Source organism: Chromobacterium sp. LK1 (genome assembly GCF_001043555.1).
Lineage (GTDB): Bacteria > Pseudomonadota > Gammaproteobacteria > Burkholderiales > Chromobacteriaceae > Chromobacterium > Chromobacterium aquaticum.
Genome location: NZ_LDUI01000058.1, coordinates 1 through 24,848, shown reverse-complemented (window position 1 = coordinate 24,848; position 24,848 = coordinate 1). Strand labels below are relative to the sequence as shown.

Here is a 24,848-nt window from a genome sequence, read left to right as displayed (position 1 = left end):
CAGCGCAAGGCTGGCTCGGTGAAATCAGGCTGGGTTTCAGCGTTTGCCGGTCTGGTGGCCGATCACGCCGCCCACCGCCGCGCCGCCCACGGTGCCGATGGCGTCGCCGCCGGTGAGCACGGAGCCGAGCACGGCGCCGGCGGCCGCGCCGATGGCGGTGTTTTGCTGACGCTTGGACATATTGGCGCAGCCGGACAATAGGCTGACGGCGAGCAGGCTGGCGGCAATCGCTTTAAAGGCGGGCTTGCTGGTAATCGATGTCATGAGAGTCTCCAAAAACATAAAGTAGGTCTTGTGCTGTTTGAGACGCCGGGAATGCCATCTGGTTCCTTTTTTTGCGCGACATTTCGTAACCATACGTACAGCATTCCATATGCTGTATTGATATTTTTCCGCGGGGAAAGAAAGTTTAAGTAAACTATTTTGTTTACTTATTGCCGGGGCCGGTTTAGCATGGGCCATCGTGCAATTGGTATGCGTCATGAATGTTTCCCATCCAAAACTGATTCTGCTGACAGTCTGTCTGGTGGCGCTGATGAGCACGGCCGGCGTGGCCATGCCTTATCCCATTCTAGCGCCCATCTTCGTGGATTCCGCGCCGGACGGTTTCAACCATTTCCTGGGCCTGCCGCCCAAGTTGCTGCTGGGCCTGGCATTGGCGGCCAACCCGCTGGGCATCTTGTTGGGCAGCACCTTGATCGGCGCCTTGTCGGACCGGCTGGGACGGTGGCGGGTGCTGACCGGCACCTTGCTGCTGACCTTCGCCGGCTATCTGCTGACGGCGTATGCGCTGTGGAGCCGTTGGTATTTGCTGTTCGTGATGGCGCGCTTCGTCACCGGCCTGACCGAGGGCAATGTGGCGGTGGCGCGGGCCATTGTCGCGGATCTGCATCCGCAGCTTGATCGCGCGCGCTCCTTCGCCATCCTCAATGCGGTGCTGTACACCGGCTGGCTGGTGGGGCCGCTGATCGGCGGACTGACTTTGCCGCTGGGCGAGGCGGTGCCCTTCCTGCTGGCGGCCGGCGCGATGTTGCTGTGCCTGCTGGTGTTGCTGGCCTTCCTGCCGGAAACCGGCGAGCGCATGCATCAGGACCAGTCCTTGCTGCAGGTGATGCGCGGCCAGCACTCCTTCCGGCTCTTGGCGGCGGATCCGCTGCTGGCGCGCTTGTTCTGGATGCAGCTGGCGTTCGCCATCGGGGTCAACGCGTTTTACGAGTTCTATCCCTTGTGGCTGGTGGAGTACGCGCGGCTGGACAGTCGCGGCATCGCGCTGGTGACCGCGGCGATGTGCGTGCTGATGACCTCGGCCAGCGCCTTGCTGGGCAAGCTTGGGCATCAGCGGGCGCCATTGGAGCTGGCGCGGCTCAATGCCGGCTGGGTGGCGCTGGGCTTGTTGGCGCTGAGCCTGCTGGCGGAGCTGCCGTGGACCGGCGTCGGCCTGATCGTGGCGCTGGGCGTGCCGCTGGCGATTTACAACGCCATCCTGCCCAGCTGGTGCTCCGAGCGTTTCGCCAGCCTGGGGCAGGGCAGCGTGATGGGTTTGCTGACCACGATTTTCTGCGTGGCCAATGTGCTGGTGGCCTTGCTGGGCAGCGTGCTGACCATTCTGGATACCCGCCTGGTGCTGGTCCTGGGCGCGCTGACTTGCGCGGTGGCCGCCGTCAGTTTGCAGGGAGTGATCCGCGATGCGGCGCAAGCGTGACGGGAGCGGGCATGAATAGCGCGGATCGGGCGCTGTATCTGCTGAAAACGCGCGGAGCGCTGACGGCGCAGGCGCTGGCGGCGGAACTGGGGCTGACCAGCATGGGCGCGCGCAAGCAGTTGCAGGCCTTGGAGGAGAAGGGGCTGGCGGAGACGGAAACCCAGGCTCAGGGCGTGGGCAGGCCGGTTCAGCTCTGGCGTTTGAGCGAGCGCGGTCATGGCCGTTTTCCCGACCGTCACTCGGACTTGACGCTGCAATTGCTGGAGCAGGTGCGGGCGGTGTTCGGCGAGGCCGGGCTGGAGCGTCTGATCCAGCGCCGCGAGGAGCAGTCGGAAGCGGATTACCGCCAGGCGATGTCCGGTGCGGAGGGTCTGCCGCAGCGGCTGGACGCGCTGGCGCGGATACGCAGCCAGGAAGGCTATATGGCGGAATTGCAGCCGGACGGCGCCGGCTGGCTGCTATTGGAGAATCATTGTCCGATCTGCGCGGCGGCGCGGCAGTGCCAGGGTTTGTGCCGCTCGGAGCTGGCGCTGTTTGAGCGTGTGCTGGGGCCGGCGGCGGCGGTGGAGCGCGTCGAGCATGCGCTGGCCGACGGCGGGCGGCGCTGCGTGTACCGCATCGTGCCATTGCCGGACTGAGCCGGCGCGCTTGCCGTTTGAATTCATGGGCTTGCGTGGCCTGATTGTATTTCGCAATACAGATTTACCCGGATGGTTTTATCAGGTACATTCCGGCGTTTTTCCACGTGGTTGGCGCTTGCCCGACGCTGGGCGGCGCCATGTCTATACTGCTGCTCTCCCGTCCTGCGGCAAGGCCCTTGCTCAGGACCCTCATGCACTTCACCATTTTCGACACGCCTGTGATCCGGCCCTTGTTCCGCTGGCTATCCATCGTGCTGCTCAAATTGAGCGGCTGGAAGCTACGGGGGGAATTCCCCAAGCTGGACAAATACGTGCTGATCGGCGCGCCGCATACCAGCAACTGGGATTTCCCGCTGACGCTGGCCTTGTGCTTCGCTTCGCGGGCCAAGATTTACTGGATGGGCAAGCACACGCTGTTCGCCGGCCCGATGGGCCCGCTGATGCGCTGGCTGGGCGGCATTCCGGTCAAGCGGCATCAGAACAACTCCCTGGTGCAGCAGATGGTGGAGGTGTACCAGCGTTCCAGCCGCCTGGTGGTGGCGATTCCGCCCGAGGGCACCCGCAAGGCGGTGGACGAGTGGAAAACCGGCTTTTATCACATTGCCTGCGGCGCCGGCGTGCCGGTGGCGCTGGCCTATCTGGATTACAGTCGCAAGGAGGCGGGCTTTGGCCCGATGTTCCAGCCCAGCGGCGATATCGACGCCGATATGCCGCGCATCCGCGCGTTCTACAGCGACAAGATAGGCAAGCACCCGCGCCGAGGCTGAGTCCGGCGCTTCACGGCGCCGCCGCCTGGGCGGCGGCGCTGACCGGCAGGAATTGCAGGAAGGGCCCGGCGATCAGCGATTGGCCGAAATCGATGGCGCTGCGGCGCAGTTTCTCGTCGCTCAGTTCCGCCAGCAGGTCCAGTCTGGCCATCATCTTGCCGAACTCGCGCTCGAAGGACAGATTGCGCACGCTGCCGATTTCATTGGACAGCAGCACCGGGGCGCCGCTGATTTGGCGGTTGTTCAGCATCCAGGCTGCCACTTCCAGATTGTGCGAGGCGTTGGCCAGTTGCTGCGCGTCCAGCCCATGCACCAGGAACAGCTCGGTGCGGCCGCCGTAGGCGTCCACCAGCATCGAGCCTATGCCGTAGATCAGCGCGCCGGCGCGGTCGCCGCCGAAGCCGGGATCGAAGGCGGTGCTCATCGCGGCGATGGAGCGCTGTCCGCGCAGCGCCGGCAGCGGCGTGTTGTTGCGGATGGCGGCCATGACCTGGCGCAGCGCCGACGGGTAGTCGGCGGCGCCGGCCTTGCGCCATTCCTTGGGATTGCGCTTGTACAGTTTTTCCAGCAGGGTTTGCAGGCTGGCCAGATTGTCGCGCATGGCCAGGTTGGCCATGCGGTTGGCGCTGCTTTGTCCCAGTTCGTTGCCGCGGAAATCATCGCCGGCGACGGGTTTCTGCACCGGGGTGTAAGCGCAGGCGCTCAACAATAGCGCGGCGAGCGGCAGCAGGGGCCTGAGCGACATGGGCGGCTGAACTCCAAGGGTTGGATGCCCGTTGGTGTACCATGCGCGCGGCGCGCTTGGCAATGCGCGGTTTACGGCGTCTTGTTGGCGAACAGCGCTTTCCAGCCGTCCAGGCCCAGCTGTTGCAGAGTCTCGATATTCTTTTCGTAAATCGCTTCCGCCTGCGGGAAGGCCTCCACCGCGCGGCCGATGCTGGCTTCGCGCAGCAGGTGCAGCGTGGGGTAGGGCGCGCGGTTGGTGTAGTTCTCGATATCGTTGACGCCGCTGCCCTCGAACTGGAACTTGGGGTGGAAGCTGGCCACTTGCAGTTCGCCGTCCAGTCCCATGTCCTCGACGATGGCGTCGGCGATATCGAGGAAGTCGTTGAAATCCAGGAAGCGCTGCAGCGCGCGCGGGTGGATCAGCAAGGTGGTGTCGATTTCGCTCGGATCGGTGTCGGCCAGCAATTGCAGCTCGGTGGCCAGTTCTTGCGCCAGTTGGTCCGGCCGGCTGGCGTCGCTGACCACGTAGCGCACTTGCTGCTTCACGTAGACGCTTTTGGCGAATGGACACAGATTCAGTCCGATCACCGCTTTTTCCAGCCATTCCTTGGTGGTGGCGATGATGGCTTCGTGGTCGTCGAGGGCGGGCATGGGGAGTCCTTGCGTTGGGGCGTGAATGCAAAAAACCCGGCGCGAGGCCGGGTTTTCATCAAGCTGTACTAATCGCGAGGATTAGATGGGCTGGATGTTGGAGGCTTGTTTGCCTTTCGGGCCGTCTACGACGTCAAAGCTAACGCGCTGGTTTTCGGCCAGGGTGCGGAAGCCTTTGGCATTGATCTGGGAGAAGTGAGCGAACACGTCGTCGCCGCCTTCATCCGGGGTGATAAAGCCAAAACCTTTGGAGTCGTTGAACCACTTAACGGTACCGGTTGCCATTTTGTTTATTCCTCAAAACGAGCAGTTGAAATAAAAGGCACGAAGTTCAAGGGAAATGGCGACTGAGGTACGGACTTAATGCCACTACGACAACAACACATCCACAACTTGAGCATCCTGCGGCAGGAATAGTGCCTATAGTTCCGGGACATGGCAAGCGTTTTCTGCATGGCTGTCAGGGTTTTTCTGCTGTTTTTTCAGAAGCCCTGGCCTTTGTGCCGGTTTTTGCGGCAAGACGCTCAGGCGCCGAAATAACCGGCCTGCTCCGCGCGCTCCAATTCCGCGCGCAGCCAGTTCGCGGCCAGCGGACAGCCGTCCTCCACTTTTCCAACCGCCATCGCCAGCACCTTTTCTTTGCTGACGCCGTTCTCGCGCCAGCTTTGGCCGCCGGATCGCAGGTTCAGCAGGATGGGCATCAGCCGGTCTATCGCGCGGGCGAAACGCGCTTCCGGACTCTTGCGCGCTTCGAACTCCTGCCACAGCGCCAGCAGTTGCCCGGACATGGGCTGGGGCAGCAGGCCCAGGATGCGGCGCATCGCCGCCAGCTCCTCGGCTTCGCGCTCGGCGGCGCCGCCTGCGGCATAGACCAGGGTGTCGCCGGTGTCGATTTCCCCCAGGTCATGAATTAACAACATGCGCACCACCTTGTCGATGTCCACCGGCTCGGCGGCGAAGTCGCGCAGATTGAGCGCGAACAAGGCGATCTGCCAGCTGTGCTCCGCGGAGTTTTCGTAGCGGTCGGCGTGGGCGGTCTTGGTTTTGCGCAGCACGGTCTTGAGCTTGTCCACTTCGATGATGAAGGCGATATGCTGCTGCAGCGTGTCCATTGAGTTTGGCATGGGGATGGGGAAAGAGAGGCTTGGCGAGGCGCCGGGGCGCAAATTATGCGCGGCGGACGGCGCTTTGAGAAGGGTGTCGTCGCACGCTTTGCCGCATGCTGCATATACTGGGAATGACGGCGGTTGAAAACGGGGGGAGGCATGGGCAAGCAGGAGCTGTCGTTGGAAATCGTGGAACCGGAAGCGTTCCATGACTTTATGGAAGTGATGAGCGATTACGCGCCGCAGGTCGAGCACCTGGTGTGCCAGCTGGGCTTCGGCGATACCGATGCCGCTCAGATCGATCAGCTGTTCCGGTTGCTGCACAGCATCAAGGGCGATGCCAGCATGTGCCAGGTGCGCTTCGTGGTGCCTTTCGTGCATGCGCTGGAGAGCTTGCTGGAGCGCTTGCGCAGCGGCGAGGTGGCTTATGAAGATTCGATAGGCGATGTGATGCTGCTGGTGATGGACCGGCTGGGCCTGGCGCTGGAGGCGTTGGAAAACCACGAGTTGCTGGATGATCTGCAACTGCCCTTGCTATTGCAGGCGCTGAACGGCACGGTCGAGTCCCCGGTTGGCGAATTGTTGCAGCATTGCCGCCAACTGGTGGAGCAGATCACCGGCATACCCTTGCACGCGATGGCGCCGGAAGCGCCGGTGGACGCCGCCTTGCTGGCCAGCCGCGGCGATTTGGCCTTTTTCCGGCTGCTGGCGGTGCAGTTCGAACAGCGCTTGCCGCAGTTCCTGGGCCGTACCGAACGCAATCTGGCGCTGGCGCTGGAGGCCAGCCGCCAGGCGCCGGGGGTGGTGGACGATGACCAATTGGAAGCCGCCGTTTATATGCACGACATCGGCATGATGCTGCTGCCGGAGTCGTTCTGGCTCAAGAACGGGCGGATGAGCGAGCTGGAGCGCCGCCAGATGGCGGAGCATCCCGGCTGGGCGGCCGGGCTGCTGGAGCGGATGCCGGCCTGGGCCGGCGCGGCGCGCATGGTGGCCCAGCATCATGAAATGCCGGACGGCCGCGGCTATCCGCTGGGCCTGCGCGGCGCCGAAATCTGCGACGGCGCGCGCATCCTGGCGCTGGTGGACGCGTTCGAGGCGGTGACCTTGAAGCACGCCCACCGTGGTTTGCGCCATTCGATGATGCGCGCCATCGCCGAGATCAACGCCTCCGAGCGGCAGTTCGACCCGCTGTGGCTGGCGCGTTTCAATCAGGTGATCCGTCTGCGGCTGGCGGCGTGCGCCAGGCGGCCGGCGGGAGGGTGAGCCGGTGTCAGGCGCCGTGTTGCTTGAACCACTGCAACATGCGCTGCCAGCCGTCGTTGGCGGCGGCGGCGTTGTAAGAGGGGCGGTAGTCGGCGTTGAAGCCGTGGTCCGCCTCCGGGTAAACCACGATTTCGGACGGTTTGCCGGCGGCGCGCAAGGCGGCCTTCATCTTGTCCACCGATTCCAGCGGGATGCCCTTGTCCAGGCCGCCGTAGAGACCGAGCACCGGCGCGTGCAGCTGGGCGACGATGTCCAGCGGCTGACGCGGGGTGTTGGCGCTGGCCTCGCCTTGCAGCCGGCCGTACCAGGCGACGCCGGCCTTGATCCTGGGATTGTGCGCGGCGTACAGCCACACTTGGCGGCCGCCCCAGCAAAAGCCGGTGATGGCAGCGCGCTTGGCGTCGCCGCCGTTGCCGCCGGCCCAGGCCAGCGTGGCGTCGAGATCGGCCAGTACCTGGCTGTCCGGCACTTTGCTGACCAGGCCGCTGACCAGCTCGCTGATGCTGGCGACCTTGCTGGGATCGCCCTGACGGAAATACAGTTCCGGCGCCACCGCCAGGTAGCCGGCCTTGGCCAGGCGGCGGCACAGATCGCGGATGTGTTCATGCACGCCGAAGATTTCCTGCACCACCAGCACCACCGGCAGCGGCCCGCTGGCGGCGGCCGGTTTGGCGGCGTAGCCGGGCATGATGGCCGGTCCGGTCGGGATTTCCACCGCGCCGGCGCTGAGGCCGGCGCCGTCGGTGATGATGGCGCTGGCGGCAATGGGTTGCACCGCCAATGCGAAGCCCACGCCCACCGCGCTGTTCAGAAAGTCCCTGCGCGAGGCGTCGATGGGTCGATTGCTGGTCATAAGCGAATTCTCCGGCTTGGTGTACGGGGAGGAATAGGAATGCACAGATTAATGCCGTTGGTATGCGGAGGCAAGCTGGCGTACGGGGAAGGTCGCCGGGGCTTCCAGCCGCGGAGGGAATGCGGCATTATTCACAGCTGTTGAAGCATGACTTAACGAAACTTATATAGATTATGCCGGACTCCACCAAGGTGAAGCTGCCTACCAGCTTCCTGCGCATCGGCGGGCAACTGCCGGTGGATGTTTACGCCAAGAACGGCCTGCTGCTGTTGAAGAAGGGGCATTACGTGCTGACGCCGGAGCAGCGCGAGCGGCTGGTATCGATTGCCCACGGCGATAGCGAGGAAGTGGCCGCGCGGCTGGAGCGCGAGCAACTGGAGCGCGCGGCGCAGCGCGAGAAAGAAGCCGCGGCCCAGGTGCAGCCCAATCCCATCATGGAGTTGGGCTTCCAGACCCGGCGCGCCGAGGGCCTGTTATTGCACGGCCTGGCGGTGCCGGGGCTGGCCGGCCGGCTGGCGGACATGGCCGCGTCCCTGATCCGCCTGGCAAGCAAGCAGCCGGACGGGGTGCTGGCCAGCGTGCTGCTGACGCCCTACCGCGATATCGGCAGCGCCCACAGCGTGCACGTGGCCGCCATCATGGCGGTGCTGGGGCGGCGGCTGGGCATGGAGGAGGCGCGCTTGCAGGCGGTGGTGGGCGCGGCCTTGAGCATGAATCTGGCGATCACCGGCCTGTTGAATCAGCTATCGCGGCAGCAAACGCCGCCGGACGCGGCGCAGCGCGACGATCTCTACGCCCATCCCATCGTCGGTTCCGCCATTCTGCGCGAGGCCGGGGTGGTGGACGAGCATTGGCATCTATTGGTGCAAACCCATCAGGAGCAGCGCGGCGGCGATGGCTACCCGCAGGGCCTGCGCGACGAGGAGATTCATCCGGACGCCGCCTTGCTGCACATGGTGGATGTGTTGTGTTCCTGCATACACCAGCCGCAACCGGCGCTGCCGGCGCTGGTGATAGGTAGCTTGTACCGTGGCGAGCTGGGCGATTTCGATCCTCAGCACGCGGCCTTGTTGATCAAGGAACTGGGCGTGTATCCGCCGGGTAGCTTCGTCAAGCTGGCCAGCAATGAGATCGGCGTGGTCACCCATCGCAGCGACCGGGCCAATGCGCCGCGGGTGGCGGCCTTGCGCAAGCTGGATGGCGCGCCCTACGCCGACGCGCTATTGCGCGACACCCGGCAGAACGCCTACCGGGTGCTGGAAGCCGTGCCGCTAGCGGCCGCGACGGTGAAGCCGGCCTATCTGGCCAAGCTGTGGCAGAAGTGAGCGGGTTCAGCTCCGGTTCGTGGTCTGCTGCGGGTAGAGAGGCGTAGTGGTTTCGAAAGGCTCATACCCGGTATGAGCCTTTCGCTTTGTCGGGGGTCATGCCGGGTCTTGAGCTGGCTTCGAGGGTTTGAACGGAAGCTCAGGGCCGTGTTTGCCCCAGCGGCCGCAGCTGGATGCCGGAGACATCCTTGATCTTCCAGATGCGGCGGATATGCGCGAGATCGCGCTCGGTTTCATTGCGCAGTTGCGCTTCCGGCAAAAAGCTCATTTCCACATTCACATTGCCCAAGTAGACCGCCTCGCCGCGCTTCACCTCGAACGGCGTGGCCAGGCGGAAGCTGCGCATCTTGCGGCTGACGCCCCAGGCGCCGTCTTCCAGCCAATTGGCCCACACTTGTTCCACCCGGTACTGGCCAGGCTCCAGCGTGAACAGCAGCAATTTGCCCTCGGCCATGGACTTGCCTTGTTCGCCGAACACGGTGTCGGTCAGCAGGCTGGCGCTGTCGGCGGCCACGATGCGGCCGGAGGCGTTGGCGATGTTCAGGCCCAGCATCGCGCTGTCCGGGTTGGCGGATTTGCCGGTCAGCGACAGGATGGCGTAGCCACGTTCCGCCGGCGGTTCCAGCGAGCCGCGCAGGCGGTCGGCCATGCTGGCGCAGCCGGTGAGCAATAGCGCGCAGAGGGCGATGGCGAGGGTTTGTTTCAGCATGGTGCGTCCTATCGGCCGCCGGAAGCGGCGGTTTGAGTTGGATTGTCCGCTGTTCGCGCTGGCGGTTTCAAGCCCAGCACCAGGAGCGCGCTGAGCAGCAGCGAGCCGCTGAGCCAGAAATAGGCCAGGGTATGGCTGCCGGTGGCGGCCTCGATCAGGCCTAGCGCGTAAGGGCCGATGAAGCCGCCGATATTGCCCGCCGAGTTGATCAGACCGATGGCGCCGGCGGCCAGCGTGCCGGTGAGAAAGGTGGTGGGGATGGACCACCACACGCCCATCGGGCTGTAGACGCCAATGGCGACGATGGTGACGGAGAGCAGCGCAACGACGATATGGTCGCTCAGCGCGCCAAGCAGGAAACCGGCGGCGGCGAGCAGGAGCGGCAGCGCCACATGCCAGCGCTTTTCCGCGCGCCGCGAGGAAGAATGCCCCAGCCACAGCATGGCGGCCAGCGCCGCCAGCATCGGCACGCCGGAGGCGAGGCCGATGGCGAGCGGCGACCAGCCGGAGGCGTTCTTGATCACCGTGGGCATCCAGAAGCTGAAACCCCAGAAGCCGGTGATCCACAGGAAATAGATCAGGCACAGCCGCAGCACCGCCGGCTGCGCCAGCGCCTGGCGCAAGCTGGCCGGTTGTTGTAGACGCGTGGCGGCTTGCTCCGCTCGCAGTGTGTCAAGCAGATAGCGCTTTTCCTCCGTGCTCAGCCAGCGGGCCTTGGCCGGGTCGTCTTGCAGCCACAGCAGGATAGCGCAGCCGTAGAGCACGGTGACGCCGCCCTCAAACAGGAACAGGCTTTGCCAGCCCTTGAGACCTAAGGGTTGCAGGCCCACCATCCAGCCGGCCAGCGGCGCGCCGACGATGGCGGAAACCAGCAGCGAGCTCAAGGTGATGGAAATGGCGCGGGCGCGGGTTTCCGCGACGAACCAGCGCGGGATCACCGAGGCGTAGATCACCGGGTAGAAGCTGGCCTCGCACACGCCCAGCAAGAAGCGCAGGACATAGAACTGCCACTCGTTCTGCACCAGGCCCAGCAGCATGCTGACCGCGCCCCAGGAGAACAGGATGCGGGCGATCCAGCGGCTGGGGCTCCAGCGCTCGGCCAGAATCGCGCCGGGCACTTCGAACAAGACGTAGCCGGCGAAGAAAATGCCGGCGGCCAGGCCGTAGACCTTGGCGTCGAAGCCGAGGTCGGCGTTCATGGTCAGGGCCGCGTAACTGACGTTGACCCGGTCAAGAAAGGCCAGCACCGAGGCGATGAACAGCGGCAGGAGAATGCGCAGATAGGTCTTGCGCAGGACGGAAGTCTTGACGGTGTCGGAAGCCATGCGGCGTTTTCGCTTGAGGGTGGGATGCCGTCAAGATGCGCAGAAAGCGCCGCGCAGTCAATCCAGATGCGGTTCGAAGAATTCCAGCAAGCGGGACGGCAGCCAGTCCAGCGTGCCGGGGAAGGCGCCGGAGGCGAAGCCGACGTGGCCGCCGTGGCGCGGAAACTCCAGCGTGACGCAGGCCGCGGCCTCGTCCTGGCGCGGCAGCGCCTGTTCCGGTAGAAAGGGGTCGTTGCGCGCGTTCAGCACCAGGGTGGGGCGGGCGATCTGACCCAGCCGCGGCTTGGCGCTGGCGCTTTGCCAGTAGTTGAGTGCGGTGCCGAAGCCATGGATGGGCGCGGTGACCAAATCGTCGAACTCGATGAAGGTGCGCGCGCGGCTGAGCTTGCCGCCGTCGAACAGGCCGGGGTGGCGCTGCAGCGATTCCAGCGCCTTGGGCTTGAGCGTGTCCATGAACATGCGGGTGTACAGCAGCTTGCCCAGGCCGCGGTCCAGCCGGGTGCTGGCCGCCACCAGATCCAAGGGCGCGGACACCGCCGCCGCCGCGCGCGGCAGCGCCTGCGCGCCTTCGTCCGCCAGGTAGTTGAGCAGCATGCTGCCGCCCAGCGACACCGCGGCGGCGGCCAGCACCGGGAAGCGCTGCGCCAGCCGGCTCAGAATCCAGCCCACCTCGGCGCCGTCGCCGGCGTGGTAGGCGCGCGGCAAGGGATTGTCCACGCCGCCGCAGCCGCGGAAATGCGGCACCACGCCGTTCCAGCCGCGCCGCTGCACGGCTAGCATCAGCGCGCGCGCGTAGTGGCTGTCGCTGCTGCCTTCCAAGCCGTGGAACAGCACCACCAGCGGCGCGCCGGGACGCCCGGCGACGAAGTCCAGCGCGATGCGGGCGCCATCCGGCGTGTCCCACAGCTCGCGGCGGTAGTCGGGTCGGCTCGTCTTGATCGCCAGCGCCGGCCAGATGGTTTGGGCGTGGCCGCCGCGCAGCCAGGCGGGAGATTGGTAAGCCATGGCTCAGGCCGGTTTTTTCTGCGCCGACTTGGGGCGGAAGGCCTTGACCATCGCCTCATGGGTTTCGATATAGGGGCCGTCCAGCAGGTCGATGCAATAAGGCACGGCGGCGAAGATGCCGGGCACCTCCACTTGGCCGTCGGCGCCGCGCAGGCCCTCCAGCGTTTCCTTGATCGCCTTGGGCTGGCCGGGCAGGTTGAGGATCAGCGCCTGCTTGCGGATCACGCCCACTTGGCGCGACAGGATGGCGGTGGGCACGAAGCGCAGGCTGATCTGGCGCATCTGCTCGCCAAAGCCGGGCATTTCGCGGTCCGCCACTGCCAGCGTGGCTTCCGGGGTCACGTCGCGCGCCGCCGGGCCGGTGCCGCCGGTGGTCAGCACCAGTTGGCAGCCTTCCTCGTCCACCAGCGCCTTGAGCGTGGCTTCGATCTGAGGCTGTTCGTCCGGGATCAGGCGGGCGACGACGGCGAAGGGGCTGGCCAGCGCGGCGGCCAGCCAGTCTTGCAGCGCCGGGATGCCCTTGTCTTCGTAAACGCCGCTGCTGGCGCGGTCGGAGATGGAAACCAGGCCTACCTTCAACATCACTCGTCGTCCTCTTGGTCCTGCTGTTGCAGGCGCGGCTTGCCCGGTTCCGGGATTACGTCCTTGATGGCCTGGTAGAGCAGGCGGAAGGACTTGGGAGGCTTGTTGTCCTGCTTTTCCTTGCGCGCGTTGCGGATCAGCGTGCGCAGTTGCTGCGGATCGGCGGCGGGGAAGTCGCTGACGAAGCTGGCCAGCATCTTGTCGTCCTCCATCAGCCGTTCGCGCCAGCGTTCCAGCAGATGCTGCCAGGCGATGTGCTCGGACGATTCGCCCTTGAGAATCAGCAGGTATTGCTGGATCGGTTCCGGGTCCACGTCGCGCATCAGCTTGCCGATGTATTGCAGCTGGCGGCGCAGCGCGCCGTGCGCGGTAAAGCGTTTATAGTCCAGAATAGCGGTGAGCAAGTCTTCCGGCAGCTGCATTTTCTTCAGCGTGTCCTTGGACAGCTCCACCAGTTCGCGGCCCAGGTCCTGCAGCGCATCCATGTCGCGCTTGCGCTGGGATTTGCTGACGTAGCCGTCGTCCGGGCTGTCGTTCTGGTAATGGGTCATCGTTGGCAATTCTCAATCGGTTTTCTCAAGGCTGGTATGATACCGGAAAAGGCCTCCGGCCGTTTCGACCATTGCGAAAGACACTATGGCAGACAAGACATTCAGTTTCAGCCAAGCCGAGCTGGAAGGCATCGCCTCCCGCGTGATCGAGCTTGCCAAGGCCGAGGGCGCCAGCGCCGCCGAGGCCGATGTTTCCGAGGGCCTGGGCCAGACCGTGAGCGTGCGCCTGTCCGAGGTGGAAACCATTGAGTATAACCAGGACAAGGGCGTGGGGGTGACCGTCTACCTGGGGCAGAAGAAGGGCCATGCCAGCACTTCCGATTTTTCCGAAGAGGCCTTGGCCGACACCGTGCGCGCGGCGCTGGACATCGCGCGCTACACCGCCGAGGACCCGTGCGCCGGTCTGGCCGATTCCCAATTGATGGCCAGCGAGTTTCCCGACCTCAGCCTGTACCACCCGTGGGCGCTGCCGGTGGAAGAAGCCATCGAGCTGGCCAAGTCCTGCGAGGCAGCGGCGCTGGCGGCCGATCCGCGCATCCGCAATTCCGAGGGCGGCACCGCGTCCTCGCAATCCAGCCACTTCGCCTACGCCAATAGCCATGGCTTCATCGCCGGCTACGCCAGCAGCCGTCACAGCATTTCCGCGGCGGTGGTGGCCGAGGACGAGGGCGCGATGCAGCGCGATTACTGGTATTCGTCGGCGCGGCGGCGCGAGGACCTGGACGCGCCGGAGGCCATAGGCGCCAAGGCCGGCCAGCGCGCGGCGCGGCGCCTGGGCGCGCGCAAGGTGAAGACCGGGCAGTACCCGGTGGTGTTCGAGGCGCCGGTGGCGTCGTCCTTGCTCGGCCATTTGGTGGCTGCCATCAGCGGCGGCAGTCTGTACCGCAAATCGTCCTTCTTGCTGGATTCGCTGGGCAAGCCGGTGATGTCGGCCAATGTCACCATAGACGAAGACCCCTTCCTGCTGCGCGGCATGGCCAGCGGCGCTTTCGACAACGAGGGCGTGGCCACGGTGGCGCGCCGGCTATTGGACAAGGGCGTGCTGCAGGGCTATATGCTGGGCAGCTATTCGGCGCGCAAGCTGGGCATGCAGACCACCGGCAACGCCGGCGGCGCGCATAATCTGATCGTGCATTCCACCGGCGAGAGCCTGGAAGAATTGCTGAAGGCGATGGGCACCGGCTTGCTGGTGACCGAGCTGCTGGGCCAGGGCGTCAACACCGTCACCGGCGATTACTCGCGCGGCGCGGCCGGTTTCTGGGTGGAGCGCGGCGTGATCGTGCATCCGGTGGAGGAAATCACCATCGCCGGCAATCTGCGCGAGATGTTCATGCAGATAGACGCGGTGGGCAACGACGTGCTGGAGCGCGGTGGCCGGCAGATGGGCTCGGTGCTGTTGCGCAGCATGATGGTGGCCGGCGAGGCCTGAGAACCTGTTCAATGTCTGCTGCGCTTCGTGAAACTTGGCACGGTGAGTGCCGTTTCGAAATGCTCATGTACCGTATGTACATTCCGCTTTCTCGGCGGTTTTCGCCTTGTCTCGCTCTTGCTCGCGAGACTTTGAACAGGCTCTGAGGCCGGCGATGGCGGATCTGTTCGCGCCGGAAGAGGGCGGCTGGCTGGAGCGCCTGTCGCCCGGCGCTGTCTTATTGCATCGTCGCGCCAGCGACATCGATGCGCTTCTGCTGGCGGAAGTGGAGGCGCTGCTGCGGCAGGCGCCGCCGCGCGGCATGCAGACGCCGGGCGGACGGGCGATGTCGGTGATCACTTCCAGTTGCGGCGGCTACGGCTGGGTGTCCGATGCGCGCGGCTACCGCTATGCCGAGCGCGACCCGCTCAGCGGCCTGCCTTGGCCGGCGATGCCGGCGTCGTTCCGCGCCTTGGCCGAGGCCGCCGCCGCCGAGGCCGGCTTCCCCGGCTTCGCGCCGGATGCCTGCCTGATCAATTGCTATGCGCCCGGCGCCAAGATGTCCTTGCACCAGGACAAGGACGAGCGCGATTTCAGCGCGCCCATCGTGTCGGTGTCGCTGGGCCTGCCCGCGGTATTCCTGTTTGGCGGCTTCAGCCGCGCCGAACGCCCCGGCCGCATCGAGTTGCGCCATGGCGATGTGCTGGTGTGGGGCGGGCCGGACCGCATGCGTTTCCACGGGGTGTTGCCGGTGGCGGAGGGCGAGCACCCTTTGCTGGGGCGGCGCCGCATCAATCTGACTTTTCGCAAGGCGCGCTGATCCATGGCTGAACCGGCCGATTCCACTTCTTCCTTGTCTTTGTCTCTGAGCTTGCCCGCGGATTTCCGCCGCGACGACTTCATGGCCTTACACCGTCGCGACGCTCAGGAGTTGTCCGAGCGGGTGACGGAACTGAGCCTGAGCAAGGGCCTGCTGTGGCGCGGCGCGCCGGCCTGCCTGAGCATGGACTTCGTCGCGGACGCGGTGCGGGTGGGGCTGGACGCGGATGTCCCGCCTCAGGCCGGCGATGCGGCGGCCTTGGCCGCCATGGCGCGTCGCATGCTGGGCTTGACCCAGCCGGTGGCGGAGTTCGAGCGCGCGCATCACGGTCATCCGCAGCTGGGCGGCCTGATCGCCGCGCGTCCCGGCTTGCGCGTGCCGCAGACTTCGACGCCGTTCGAGGCGCTGGTCTGGGCGGTTACCGGCCAGCAGATCAGCGTGCATGCCGCCATTTCGCTGCGGCGTCGGCTGATGCAGTTGGTCGGCAAGCGCCATGGCGGCGGCCTGCTGTGCCATCCGTCGCCGGAGCAATTGGCGGCGCTGGAGCCGGAGCAACTGGGCCAGGCCGGCTTCTCCCGCGCCAAGACCCGGACCTTGCTGGAATTGAGCCGTCGGACCGCGGACGGCGATCTGCCGTTGCAGGGCTGGCTGGACGGTGGCGCGCCGGAGGAGATCGCCGCGCGCTTGCTGGCCTTGCCCGGCATTGGCCCGTGGACGGTCAGCTACGCGCTGCTGCGCGGCTATGGCTGGCTGGATGGCTCGCTGCACGGCGACGTGGCGGTGCGGCGTGGCCTGCAGCGCTTGCTGGAGCGGGAGGAGGCGGTGTCGCCGCGCGAGACCGAGCAATGGCTGCAAGGCTTCGCGCCATGGCGCGCGTTGGTGGGCGCGCATCTGTGGGCGATGCAGACCGCGGCCGCTTATTGAGCCCGCCCAAGCGATTTCCGCCGCGCGAGCTTGGCGCTGGCCGCGTGTTTGACTATGCCTAAATAGAACAAGAAGCCGTGCGGCGTCCGGCGGGCCGGGCCGTCAATATAGCCACGCGAGGTGCGGGATGGGGAGGCAAGCCGATATCGGGCTGGTGTTGTCGGGCGGCGGCGCGCGCGCGGCTTACCAGGTGGGCGTGCTGCTGGGCATTTCCCGGCTGCTGCCGGATGCGCGCGCCAATCCCTTTCCCATCATCTGCGGCACCTCGGCCGGCGCGATCAACGCGGTGGCGCTGGCCTCCGGCGCCAGCAATTTCAATCTGGCGGTGGCCACGCTGGCGCAGATGTGGAAACAGCTGCATATCCAGGATGTCTACGATGCCAGTTCCGGCTACTTTCTGAAGACCTTCTTGCATTTCGGCCTGTCCATCCTGTCCGGCGGCCGGCTGTGGCGCAATCCCAAGAGCTTTCTCGACAACGCTCCGCTGCGCGAACTGCTGACCAAGGTGATGGCGTTCGAGGGCATAGATCACTCGGTGCGCCACGGCGCGCTCAAGGCCTTGGCGTTGACCGCCTCCTGCTACACCACCGGGATGTCGGTCACCTTTTTCCAGGGCGCGGACAGCCTGGAGGAGTGGGAGCGCTATCAGCGGCTGGGGCTGCGCGAGCGCATCGGCATCGATCACATGATGGCCACCTCGGCGATTCCGCTGATTTTCCCCTCGGTGTGCCTGGGCGAGAAATTCTATTGCGACGGCGCGGTGCGGCAGTTGTCGCCGCTGTCGCCGGCGCTGCATCTGGGCGCGGAGAAGCTGTTCGTCGTCGGCCTGGCCAGCAAGCGGCCGGATACCATAGAACGCCGCCACAGCGGTTTCTATCCGTCGCCGGCGCAGATTTTCGGGCATCTGCTCAACAGCGTGTTCATCGACAGCATGTCGGTGGACATGGAGCGGCTGACCCGGGTCAATCATACGGTGTCGCTGTTGCAACGCCATGAGGACCTGGCGAATCAGACCCAGCTGCGCAAGGTGGACATCTTCATGCTCAATCCCAGCAAATCGCTGGAGGGCATCGCCTACAAGCACACCCGGCTGTTTCCGCCGCTGCTGCGCTTCCTGATGAAGGGCACCGGCGCCACCCGTCACCGCGGCACCGCCTTGGCCACGTATCTGCTGTTCGAGCCGGGTTATACCCGCGAGCTGATCGCGCTGGGCTATAAGGACGCGCTGCAGCAAAAGGACGCCATCCGCCGTTTTCTGGAACTTTAGCCGGCGGCGCGGTTCTGAATTCTCCATGTTGTATGGCACAATCATGCGCCATGACGTTTTACCGCCAAACATTGAGGATGATATGGCTCTGAGCAACCGACAAGGTTTTCTGCTGATCGCCGCCGCCTGCGCCGGCGCGATGGGCTTCGCATTGTTCGCGCAGTATCAGCTGGGCCTGGAGCCGTGCCCGCTGTGCATTTTTCAACGCATCGGCGTGATCGCCGCCGGCGTGATCGCCTTGCTGGCGGCGCTGCTCAATCCAGGACGCGGCGGCGCCAAGGTCTGGGGCGGGCTGACCCTGTTGGCGGCGCTGGCCGGCATTTCGGTGTCGCTGCGCCAGCTGTGGCTGCAGCAGTTGCCGGCGGATCAAGTGCCGGCCTGCGGCCCTGGTCTGGAATTCCTGATGGAGTCCTCGCCGTTGATGGAAGTGATCTCCAAGGTGCTCAAGGGCAGCGGCGAGTGCGCGACTGTCGATTGGACCTTCCTGGGCATGGCCATGCCGTTCTGGGTGGCGGTGTTCTTTGCCGGCGTGATCGCCTTCGCCGGCTGGCTGATGGTGCGCAAGCCGGCCTGATGTCATTGCGAGGATCACAATAGCCGCCCTGGATGGGCGGCTTTTTTCATGGTGGCGACGCGAGGCGTTCACGCATGAGCTTTGTGCATAAATGAATCGATGAAAAACCATGGCCGCTCATGCGTCAACCCGCTTGCCGCTTAGCGTTTGTCATTTTGGCGCAACATATTGATTTGATGTTAATGCATTGATTTTGAATGATTGTTTGCTGTTGCCGCCGACGATGGGCTTGGCGGGATGATGGCGGCTTTCTTGTGGCGTGGCTTGGCGCAGGGTAGGGCCGCGGCCAGCCGGCTGCGGCGCGGTTCTGACGACCGTGTTGGAGACTACAAGGGTGTCGGCATATGAAACTGAACAATCTGGCTTGCGCTGCCGCGGCAATGGGCATGGCGCTGGGCGCGCAGGCGCGCGCCGAGGAGGCGGAGGTGCTGGAGCGGGTCACGGTGACCGGGTCCAATATCAAGCGCATCGGCAAGGAAAAGGCGCTGGCGGTGGAGGTGATCAAGAAGGAGGACATCGACAAGACCGGCGCGTCCACCGTGATCCAGTTGCTGGACCGGTTGCCGGCGGTGGGCAGCTTGCTGGCCGGAACCAACTCCGGCAGTTTCGCCGCCGGCGCGGCCACCGCCGGGCTGCGCGGCATGAGCTCCAAATACGTGCTGGTATTGTTGAATGGCCGGCGGCTGCCGAATTACGCGATGTTCATCAGCGGCAGCGATGCCTTCGTCGATCTGAACACCTTGCCGCTGTCGGTGATCGAGTCGGTGGAGATCCTGCGCGATGGCGCGTCGGCGATCTACGGCTCGGACGCGGTGGCCGGGGTGATCAACTTCAAGACCAAGCGCAACTATCGGGGGGCGAGCGCCAGCACGCGGCTGGGACAGAACCTGGATGGCGACGGCAATGAGCAGTCGCTGAACCTCAGCGGCGGTTTCGGCGACCTGGACCAGGACGGCCAGAATCTCTTGCTGTCCTTCGACGTCTATCATCGCGAACCGGTGTTCAGCCGCAATCACGCCGCCACCCGCAGCAATGATTACCGCTTCCTGGGCGGGCTGGATGTGCGCAGCGGCGCGCAGTGGGGCTATTGGAACGACCGCACGCCAAATCCGGGCAAGACCAATGCGCTGGCCAAGCCCTTGCCTGGCTGTCCGCCGTCGCGGCTGACCACCCGTCCCAGCGGCTCGGTGCTGTGCGTGTCCGATGTCGACGAACTGGGCACCCAGCTAGCGCCGCGCACCAGCCGCTATGGCTTGTTGGCCAATTACATCCGGCGCGTGGACGGCGATGCCGAATTCTTCGCCGAGCTGGGGGTGAACCGCAGCGAGACGCCGCTGGATGGCGGCTATTCCTTCGTGCAGACCATTGTCACGCCCAGCTGGGCGATTTATCCGCGGGATGGCGGGCTGGGGGCGATTTATCCGGACTTCAAGCCCACCGACAATCTGCAGATCACCCGTAATCTGTCGGAGAACGGCCGGCGGCTCAATGAGATCCGCAGCGACACCTATCGCGCGGTGCTGGGCGGTCGCGCCTTGCGGCGCGGCTGGGACATGGAAGGCTCGCTGAACCTGGGCTTGAACAAGGTGGATGCGCGCCAGAGCAATGTGGTGCTGAACGACGCCTTCCTCGCGATGCTGAAGAACGGCGCCAATGGCCAGCCGCTGTACGATCCGTTTTCGCAGAACAATGCCGCCGCCGCGTTGCGGCCTTATCTGGCCACCATTGCCAATACTTCGTCGTCGCGCTTGTCTGGGTTCGAGTTCAAGGCCAGCCAGGACGAGTGGTTCAAGCTGCCGGCGGGCGCCGTCGGTGTCGCCGCGGGATTGCAGTGGTCGCATGAATCGGTGGATGCGCGGCCGGACCCGCTGTTGCAAAGCGGCAAGATCATGAACTTCGCCGTCCAGCAAAGCCTGCGCGCCAGCCGTTCGGTGTTGTCCGCCTTCGGCGAAGTCAATCTGCCGGTGTCGAAAAACCTGGAGCTGCAGCTGGCGCTGCGCGCCGATCGCTACAACGACTTCGGCGACACCTTCAATCCCAAGCTGGCCTTCGCCTTCCGGCCCTGGGAACCGGCGATGCTGCGCGGTTCGGCCACCACCGGCTTCAAGGCGCCGACGCTGCCGCAGTTGTACGCGTCGCGCCAGGCTTATGCCTCGGTGTACGACTACGCGCAATGCGCCGATCGCGGCATTCCCCGCGAGCGCTGCGGCCTGGGCAGCAATCAGCTGCGCAGCGGCGGCAATGCCCAACTGAAGCCGGAGGATTCCAGGAACTATGCATTGGGCCTGGTGCTGCAGCCCAGCAAGGCGCTGTCCGCCACCGTGGACTGGTATCAGATCGAGGTGACCAATACCGTGCAGTCGCTGGACCCGCAATATGTGCTGGACAACCCGGGCCGCTTTCCCGGTTTCGTGGTGCGCAAGCCGTCCGATATGCCCGGCGTGCGCGGGGACATCGAATATATTTCGGCGCCGTATATGAATATCGGCAAGACCCGCACCCGCGGCGTCGACATCGATGTGCAATACGATTGGTCGCTGGGGGTTTACGGCAAGCTGAAATTCCGCAATGCGCAGAACCGCATTTTCAGCTATCAGGAGTCGCAGACCGAAACCGATCCGCTGCTGGAGTACGCCGATTATGGCGCGCAGCCGCGCTGGAAGAATGTGTTCGAAGTGACGTACAGCAAGGCGGCGTATTCGCTGGGTTTGGCGGCGCGCAGCTACGCCTCCTACAAGAACCAGTATTCACAGCTGTACGGCCATGGCGGCAAGTTGAAGCAGAGGGTGGCGTCCTACACCGCGCTGGACCTGAATTTCGGCCTGGCGCCGTTCAAGGGCTTCAAGGTCAATGGCGGCATCCGCAATCTGGGCGACCGGCGTCCGTCCTATGCCACCGGGGAGGGGTTCGGCAGCGGCGTCGCCGGCTATTCCGGCGCGGCCACCGATTTATGGGGGAGGATGCTGTATCTGTCCGCCAGCTACGCCTTCTGAGAACCTGTTGGTGATGCTGCGCTTCAGCGCTGATGCTGCAGCGCGCGTCCCGCGGGCGTGGGGCTGACCGTATTGCGCCCGGAGCGCTTGGCGATGTAGAGCGCGCTGTCGGCGTCTTCGTAGAAGGTGCGGCCGCTGTCGTCCGGGTCCGGCACGCGCGCGGCGACACCTATGCTGCAAGTGACCTTGCGCAGCGGACTCTTCAGGTGGGGCAGTTCCAGCGCGGCCAGCCGCAGGCGGAAGTCTTCCGCCGCGGCCACCGCCTGATCCAGCCCGCATTCTTCCAGCAGCACGCCGAATTCCTCGCCGCCCAGCCGCGCCACCACATGGCGCCGGGTGGAGAAGCTGGCTTGCAGCTCCTGCGCCAGCCGTTGCAGGATCAGGTCGCCGGCATAATGGCCGTAGTGGTCGTTGTAGCCTTTGAAGTTGTCGACGTCGAGAATCAGCAGTGCCAGCGCCTTGCCGGCGGCGCGGTGCTTGTCCAGCACCGGCGCCAGCACCTCGTCGAAGTGGCGGCGATTGTACAAACTGGTCAACCCATCGGTATTGGCCTGCAGCAGCAGCTTGGATTGCCGCGACACGAAGCGGATGCTGCCGGCCAGCCACAGCAGGATGGCGGTGGTGACGCCGCTCCAGAACACCGAGGCCAGTGTCAGCAGCAGCACGCTGAGCACCAGCACGCCACAGGAGGCCAAGAGATAGGCCGGCAGAATGCCCTGGCGGTGCTTGTAACGGCTGAGCAGCAGATCCAGCAGCAGGATGGCCAGCGCGTTGATGGCGGCTTTCCAGCCCAGCGGCAGCGGCATCGGGGTGTTGTCGGTCTGCAGTCCGTGCAGCAGGAAGGCGTTGATTTCCACGCCGGGCATGCCGCGGTTATTGGCCGACAGCGGGGTGGAGTGGATGTCGCCCAGGCCGGTGGCGGTGGCGCCCACCAGCACGATCTTGCCGGCGAAGAAAGAGGCCGGCAGCTCATTGAGCGCGTCTATATAGGACACTTGCTGGAACGGCGGCGGGCCGGACAGATAGGGCACCATCACCGGGTCTTCGCGCAGCCAGCTGTCCGGTTCGCCGGGCGGCATCGCCATTTTCTGCTGCTCGGACTGGCGCTGGCCATTGGCCAGATCCAGCACCGCCTGGGCGAAGTTGGGGTGGTGGGGCGAGCCCAGGCCGGCCTTCAGGTAAACGCGGCGGATCACGCCGTCATTGTCCAGTTCGTAATCGGTGTGGCCGAGGCCGGCGCTGGCGGCGGCGATATTGGGCAGCGGCCGGGTTTCGGTCAGCCGGTTGCCTTGCATCTCGGGAAATACCGGGCTGATCACCTTGCCATTGCGGCGGATGGCGTCGGCCAGCGCCTGGTCCGATTCCGGCGTGTTGTGCGAGGCTTCGGCCAGCACGATGTCCAGGCCCACCGCGCGGGCCTGGGACAGCTTGTCCACCAGTTGGGCATGGTATTCGCGCGGCCAGGGCCAGCGGCCGAGTTCGGACAGGCTGCGCTCGTCGACCGCGACGACGACGATGTCGCTGTTTTGCTCATGGTTGGTCTTGAGCCGGATCAGCCCGTCATACAGCCAGAAATCCAGCCGCAGCAGCAGGCCGGACAGGGTTAGCAGGGCTGCCAGCAGGGCCAGCAGAAACGGCAACAAGCGCAGAATCTTGTCGCGATAAAAAGTTAGCATGCTGCCATTCTAGGGAAGTTTTTAGGGAAGAGTGAGCATTTCTTGCTCTTCCTTCGCCAGGTAGCCGTGCTCTCCCTCGACCTTGACCTCGGCCCGGTATTGACCGGCCGGCAAGGCTTGCAGCGCTTTCAGTTCCCATTGCGGCTGCTCGCTGCTGAGGCTGAAGGGCTGGCGTTTTGCGCCCTGCGTCGGCATCGGGGTCAGGGTCAGCGTGTAGCGCGCGCGGGTGATGGGATAAGGGCGGCCAGCCAGTACCGGGGTGGACTGCTGCAAGCGGCTGAGCCAGCCCTTGGTTTCGACTTTCTGAGGGGTGGAGTAGGGACCGGGGCGGCCTTGCGCATCCAGCCGCGCCAGTCGCCAATACCAAGTGCCGGGCTCCGGCAGATTGGCCTTGAACTCGGCTCCGGTCAGGGTCTGTTCCAGCAGCGGCTGGGCGAAGTCCGGCTGGCGCGCGAGCTGCAGGCGCAGCGGTTGCTCCGGCGTGGCGTTGACCCGCAACGGCAAGGTCTGGCCGCGCAATTGCGCGCCGCCGGCCTGGGTGAACAGAAGCGGCGGCAGCGGATAGGCTTGCAGCTTGAAGCTGCGGCTGCTGTCATAGCCTTCCAGTCCGGAACGGCTCTTGGCGCGAACTTGCAGCACATAATCGCCGTTGCCCGGCAGGCTGGGATAGTAGCGAGGCGCTTGCAGCTGGCGCTCGGCCAGGCGCTTCTTGCCGTTGAGGGTGACGCGATAGGAGGCGGCGTGTTCATTGCTGGCCCATTCCAGCGGCGGCGGGTTGAATTGGTTTAGGTCCGCCAGGGAGGACAGATCCGGTGGCGGCGGCAATTCCTCCGGCGCGCTCGGCCCGTCCTTGAGGCTGGACAGGGTGCCGAAGCCGGCGGGCACATCGACCTTGCTGTGCTTGCCTTTGACTTCCACCACGCCCTTGAGCACTTCGGCCGAGGTGTCTTCCTGTTCGGATGCGTTGACGCGGAACTCGGTGCCGCGCACGGTGGTGACCGCCGATGGGGTGCGGATTTCGTAGCGGCTGGGCATCAGGATATTGGGTATCACCGAGTTGCCGGTGCTGCCGTTGTCCAGTTTGATCTGCGACTTGATCGCGCCGGTGCTGGGATAATAGACCTGGGTTTGCAGCGTCAGATCGGAGTTGGCGTTGATCAGCAGTGAGGAACCGTCGACGAAGCGCAGCTTGATCATGGCGTCATTGCCGGTCTTGAAATGGGTGCCCTTGGGGTACTTCTGACCCACGGCCAGATTTAGCGGCTTGCCGGCGCCATTGACGGCGCGGGCGTCGCCGGACACTTCCTCCAGCGTGGCGTCGGACGGCGTTTGTTTGATCCAGGGATAGGGCACGCGCAGAATGCTGCCTGGCACCAGTCGGTAGGGATTGGCGATGCGGTTGCGGACTTGCAGCTTGGGCACGTAAGCGGGGGACGATAGGTGCTCGGCCGCCAGCGCCCACAGATTGTCGCCGTCCTTGACCGTGTACTCCCAGATGGCCTTGTCGGCAGGCGCGCCTGCCAGGGCCAGCGTGCTGGCGCAACAGCCAGCCACCAGGATTAAGTTGCGCATAGTTGAATCTCTTTATAAAGATATCAGAAAGTCAACCGCAGTATCACTTTAGGCTTTGCGCTTTGCAAGCTGATATCGTCTCAAACAGTAGTTATTTGTCCTAAACGCAGTGTTGTATGTATGTTGAATTAAAATCTTGAGTCGATAATGCAAAAAAGCAGCCGAAAGGCTGCTTTTTTGCAATGCTTGGCGGAGTGGACGGGACTCGAACCCGCGACCCCCGGCGTGACAGGCCGGTATTCTAACCAACTGAACTACCACTCCAGCAATTGGTGGGCGGTACTGGACTCGAACCAGCGACCCCTGCCGTGTGAAGGCAGTGCTCTACCAACTGAGACTAACCGCCCAAAAACCGTGTTACCGATTAGGCTACTGCTTTAATGCGTTGGCGGAGTGGACGGGACT

At 64.8% G+C, this 24,848-nt stretch carries 24 protein-coding genes and 2 tRNA genes; 11 read left to right on the top strand and 15 right to left on the bottom strand.

Annotated elements, in window-relative coordinates; genetic code table 11:
* Positions 1-36: 36 nt before the first annotated feature.
* Entirely contained in the window at positions 37-264 is a 228-nt protein-coding gene (locus VI26_RS21450; protein WP_048411806.1) for a glycine zipper 2TM domain-containing protein, read from the bottom strand.
* A 217-nt stretch (positions 265-481) separates the two neighbouring features.
* Here VI26_RS21450 and VI26_RS21445 point away from each other — a divergent pair, with 217 nt between their 5' ends.
* The 3 genes from VI26_RS21445 to VI26_RS21435 all read left to right on the top strand — a co-directional run bounded on the left by VI26_RS21445 (position 482) and on the right by VI26_RS21435 (position 3,110).
* Positions 482-1,702: an MFS transporter gene (locus VI26_RS21445; protein ID WP_048411805.1), complete on the top strand. Its 1,221-nt coding sequence runs from the start codon at positions 482-484 to the stop codon at positions 1,700-1,702.
* A gap of 11 nt (positions 1,703-1,713) precedes the next feature.
* Entirely contained in the window at positions 1,714-2,340 is a 627-nt protein-coding gene (locus VI26_RS21440) for a metalloregulator ArsR/SmtB family transcription factor (RefSeq protein WP_048411804.1), read from the top strand.
* A 194-nt stretch (positions 2,341-2,534) separates the two neighbouring features.
* Positions 2,535-3,110: a lysophospholipid acyltransferase family protein gene (locus VI26_RS21435; protein ID WP_048411803.1), complete on the top strand. Its 576-nt coding sequence runs from the start codon at positions 2,535-2,537 to the stop codon at positions 3,108-3,110.
* Between the two features lie 10 nt (positions 3,111-3,120).
* Here VI26_RS21435 and VI26_RS21430 read toward each other — a convergent pair whose 3' ends face one another.
* The 4 genes from VI26_RS21430 to VI26_RS21415 form a co-directional block, all read right to left on the bottom strand.
* Positions 3,121-3,855 (bottom strand): hypothetical protein, encoded by a 735-nt coding sequence (locus VI26_RS21430; protein WP_048411802.1) that lies wholly within the window; start codon positions 3,853-3,855, stop codon positions 3,121-3,123.
* 71 nt (positions 3,856-3,926) lie between these two features.
* Entirely contained in the window at positions 3,927-4,487 is a 561-nt protein-coding gene (locus VI26_RS21425; protein ID WP_048411801.1) for a DUF1415 domain-containing protein, read from the bottom strand.
* An 81-nt stretch (positions 4,488-4,568) separates the two neighbouring features.
* Complete coding sequence (locus tag VI26_RS21420; RefSeq protein ID WP_019101682.1) at positions 4,569-4,772, bottom strand: cold-shock protein; 204 nt, start codon at positions 4,770-4,772, stop codon at positions 4,569-4,571.
* A gap of 239 nt (positions 4,773-5,011) precedes the next feature.
* On the bottom strand, positions 5,012-5,599 hold the full coding sequence (locus tag VI26_RS21415) for an HD family hydrolase (protein WP_231581080.1): 588 nt from the start codon (positions 5,597-5,599) through the stop codon (positions 5,012-5,014).
* Between the two features lie 153 nt (positions 5,600-5,752).
* On the opposite strand from VI26_RS21415, the gene VI26_RS21410 reads away from it, so the two are divergent.
* A complete protein-coding gene (locus tag VI26_RS21410; RefSeq protein ID WP_048411799.1) occupies positions 5,753-6,859 on the top strand; it encodes an HD-GYP domain-containing protein in 1,107 nt (368 codons plus the stop codon).
* 7 nt (positions 6,860-6,866) lie between these two features.
* Here the strand turns inward: VI26_RS21410 and VI26_RS21405 are convergent, their stop codons facing one another.
* Positions 6,867-7,712 (bottom strand): dienelactone hydrolase family protein, encoded by an 846-nt coding sequence (locus VI26_RS21405; protein ID WP_048411798.1) that lies wholly within the window; start codon positions 7,710-7,712, stop codon positions 6,867-6,869.
* Between the two features lie 173 nt (positions 7,713-7,885).
* Here VI26_RS21405 and VI26_RS21400 point away from each other — a divergent pair, with 173 nt between their 5' ends.
* Positions 7,886-9,037, top strand: a complete 1,152-nt coding sequence (locus VI26_RS21400; protein WP_048411797.1) for an HD-GYP domain-containing protein — start codon at positions 7,886-7,888, stop codon at positions 9,035-9,037.
* Positions 9,038-9,176: 139 nt separating this feature from the next.
* Here VI26_RS21400 and VI26_RS21395 read toward each other — a convergent pair whose 3' ends face one another.
* From VI26_RS21395 to yjgA, 5 genes are read right to left on the bottom strand one after another with little or no spacing between them, the layout of a single operon-like run.
* A complete protein-coding gene (locus VI26_RS21395) occupies positions 9,177-9,746 on the bottom strand; it encodes a hypothetical protein (protein ID WP_053074575.1) in 570 nt (189 codons plus the stop codon).
* 8 nt (positions 9,747-9,754) lie between these two features.
* A complete protein-coding gene (locus tag VI26_RS21390) occupies positions 9,755-11,071 on the bottom strand; it encodes an MFS transporter (RefSeq protein ID WP_048411796.1) in 1,317 nt (438 codons plus the stop codon).
* 57 nt (positions 11,072-11,128) lie between these two features.
* Complete coding sequence (locus tag VI26_RS21385) at positions 11,129-12,076, bottom strand: YheT family hydrolase (protein ID WP_048411795.1); 948 nt, start codon at positions 12,074-12,076, stop codon at positions 11,129-11,131.
* Positions 12,077-12,079: 3 nt separating this feature from the next.
* Positions 12,080-12,658 (bottom strand): molybdopterin adenylyltransferase, encoded by a 579-nt coding sequence (gene mog, locus VI26_RS21380; RefSeq protein ID WP_048411794.1) that lies wholly within the window; start codon positions 12,656-12,658, stop codon positions 12,080-12,082.
* Complete coding sequence (yjgA, locus tag VI26_RS21375) at positions 12,658-13,209, bottom strand: ribosome biogenesis factor YjgA (RefSeq protein WP_048411793.1); 552 nt, start codon at positions 13,207-13,209, stop codon at positions 12,658-12,660. The genes mog and yjgA overlap by 1 nt, the downstream gene beginning before the upstream one ends.
* Positions 13,210-13,294: 85 nt before the next feature.
* On the opposite strand from yjgA, the gene pmbA reads away from it, so the two are divergent.
* The 6 genes from pmbA to VI26_RS21345 all read left to right on the top strand — a co-directional run bounded on the left by pmbA (position 13,295) and on the right by VI26_RS21345 (position 21,195).
* On the top strand, positions 13,295-14,638 hold the full coding sequence (pmbA, locus tag VI26_RS21370; RefSeq protein ID WP_048411792.1) for a metalloprotease PmbA: 1,344 nt from the start codon (positions 13,295-13,297) through the stop codon (positions 14,636-14,638).
* 154 nt (positions 14,639-14,792) lie between these two features.
* On the top strand, positions 14,793-15,437 hold the full coding sequence (gene alkB, locus VI26_RS21365; RefSeq protein ID WP_048411791.1) for a DNA oxidative demethylase AlkB: 645 nt from the start codon (positions 14,793-14,795) through the stop codon (positions 15,435-15,437).
* Between the two features lie 3 nt (positions 15,438-15,440).
* Positions 15,441-16,361, top strand: a complete 921-nt coding sequence (locus VI26_RS21360; protein ID WP_048411790.1) for a DNA-3-methyladenine glycosylase — start codon at positions 15,441-15,443, stop codon at positions 16,359-16,361.
* Positions 16,362-16,488: 127 nt separating this feature from the next.
* Positions 16,489-17,628: a patatin-like phospholipase family protein gene (locus VI26_RS21355; RefSeq protein WP_048411789.1), complete on the top strand. Its 1,140-nt coding sequence runs from the start codon at positions 16,489-16,491 to the stop codon at positions 17,626-17,628.
* Between the two features lie 82 nt (positions 17,629-17,710).
* Entirely contained in the window at positions 17,711-18,202 is a 492-nt protein-coding gene (locus tag VI26_RS21350) for a disulfide bond formation protein B (protein WP_048411788.1), read from the top strand.
* 344 nt (positions 18,203-18,546) lie between these two features.
* Positions 18,547-21,195 carry a TonB-dependent siderophore receptor gene (locus tag VI26_RS21345; protein ID WP_053074574.1) on the top strand — a complete coding sequence of 883 codons (2,649 nt, stop codon included), beginning with the start codon at positions 18,547-18,549 and terminating at the stop codon, positions 21,193-21,195.
* Between the two features lie 23 nt (positions 21,196-21,218).
* Here the strand turns inward: VI26_RS21345 and VI26_RS21340 are convergent, their stop codons facing one another.
* The 4 genes from VI26_RS21340 to VI26_RS21325 all read right to left on the bottom strand — a co-directional run bounded on the left by VI26_RS21340 (position 21,219) and on the right by VI26_RS21325 (position 24,790).
* A complete protein-coding gene (locus VI26_RS21340) occupies positions 21,219-22,871 on the bottom strand; it encodes a CHASE2 domain-containing protein (protein WP_048411787.1) in 1,653 nt (550 codons plus the stop codon).
* Positions 22,872-22,892: 21 nt separating this feature from the next.
* Positions 22,893-24,443 (bottom strand): FecR domain-containing protein, encoded by a 1,551-nt coding sequence (locus VI26_RS21335; protein WP_048411786.1) that lies wholly within the window; start codon positions 24,441-24,443, stop codon positions 22,893-22,895.
* Positions 24,444-24,630: 187 nt separating this feature from the next.
* Positions 24,631-24,707: transfer RNA gene (locus VI26_RS21330), tRNA-Asp, on the bottom strand.
* A gap of 6 nt (positions 24,708-24,713) precedes the next feature.
* Positions 24,714-24,790 (bottom strand) — tRNA-Val (locus VI26_RS21325).
* Positions 24,791-24,848: the final 58 nt, after the last annotated feature.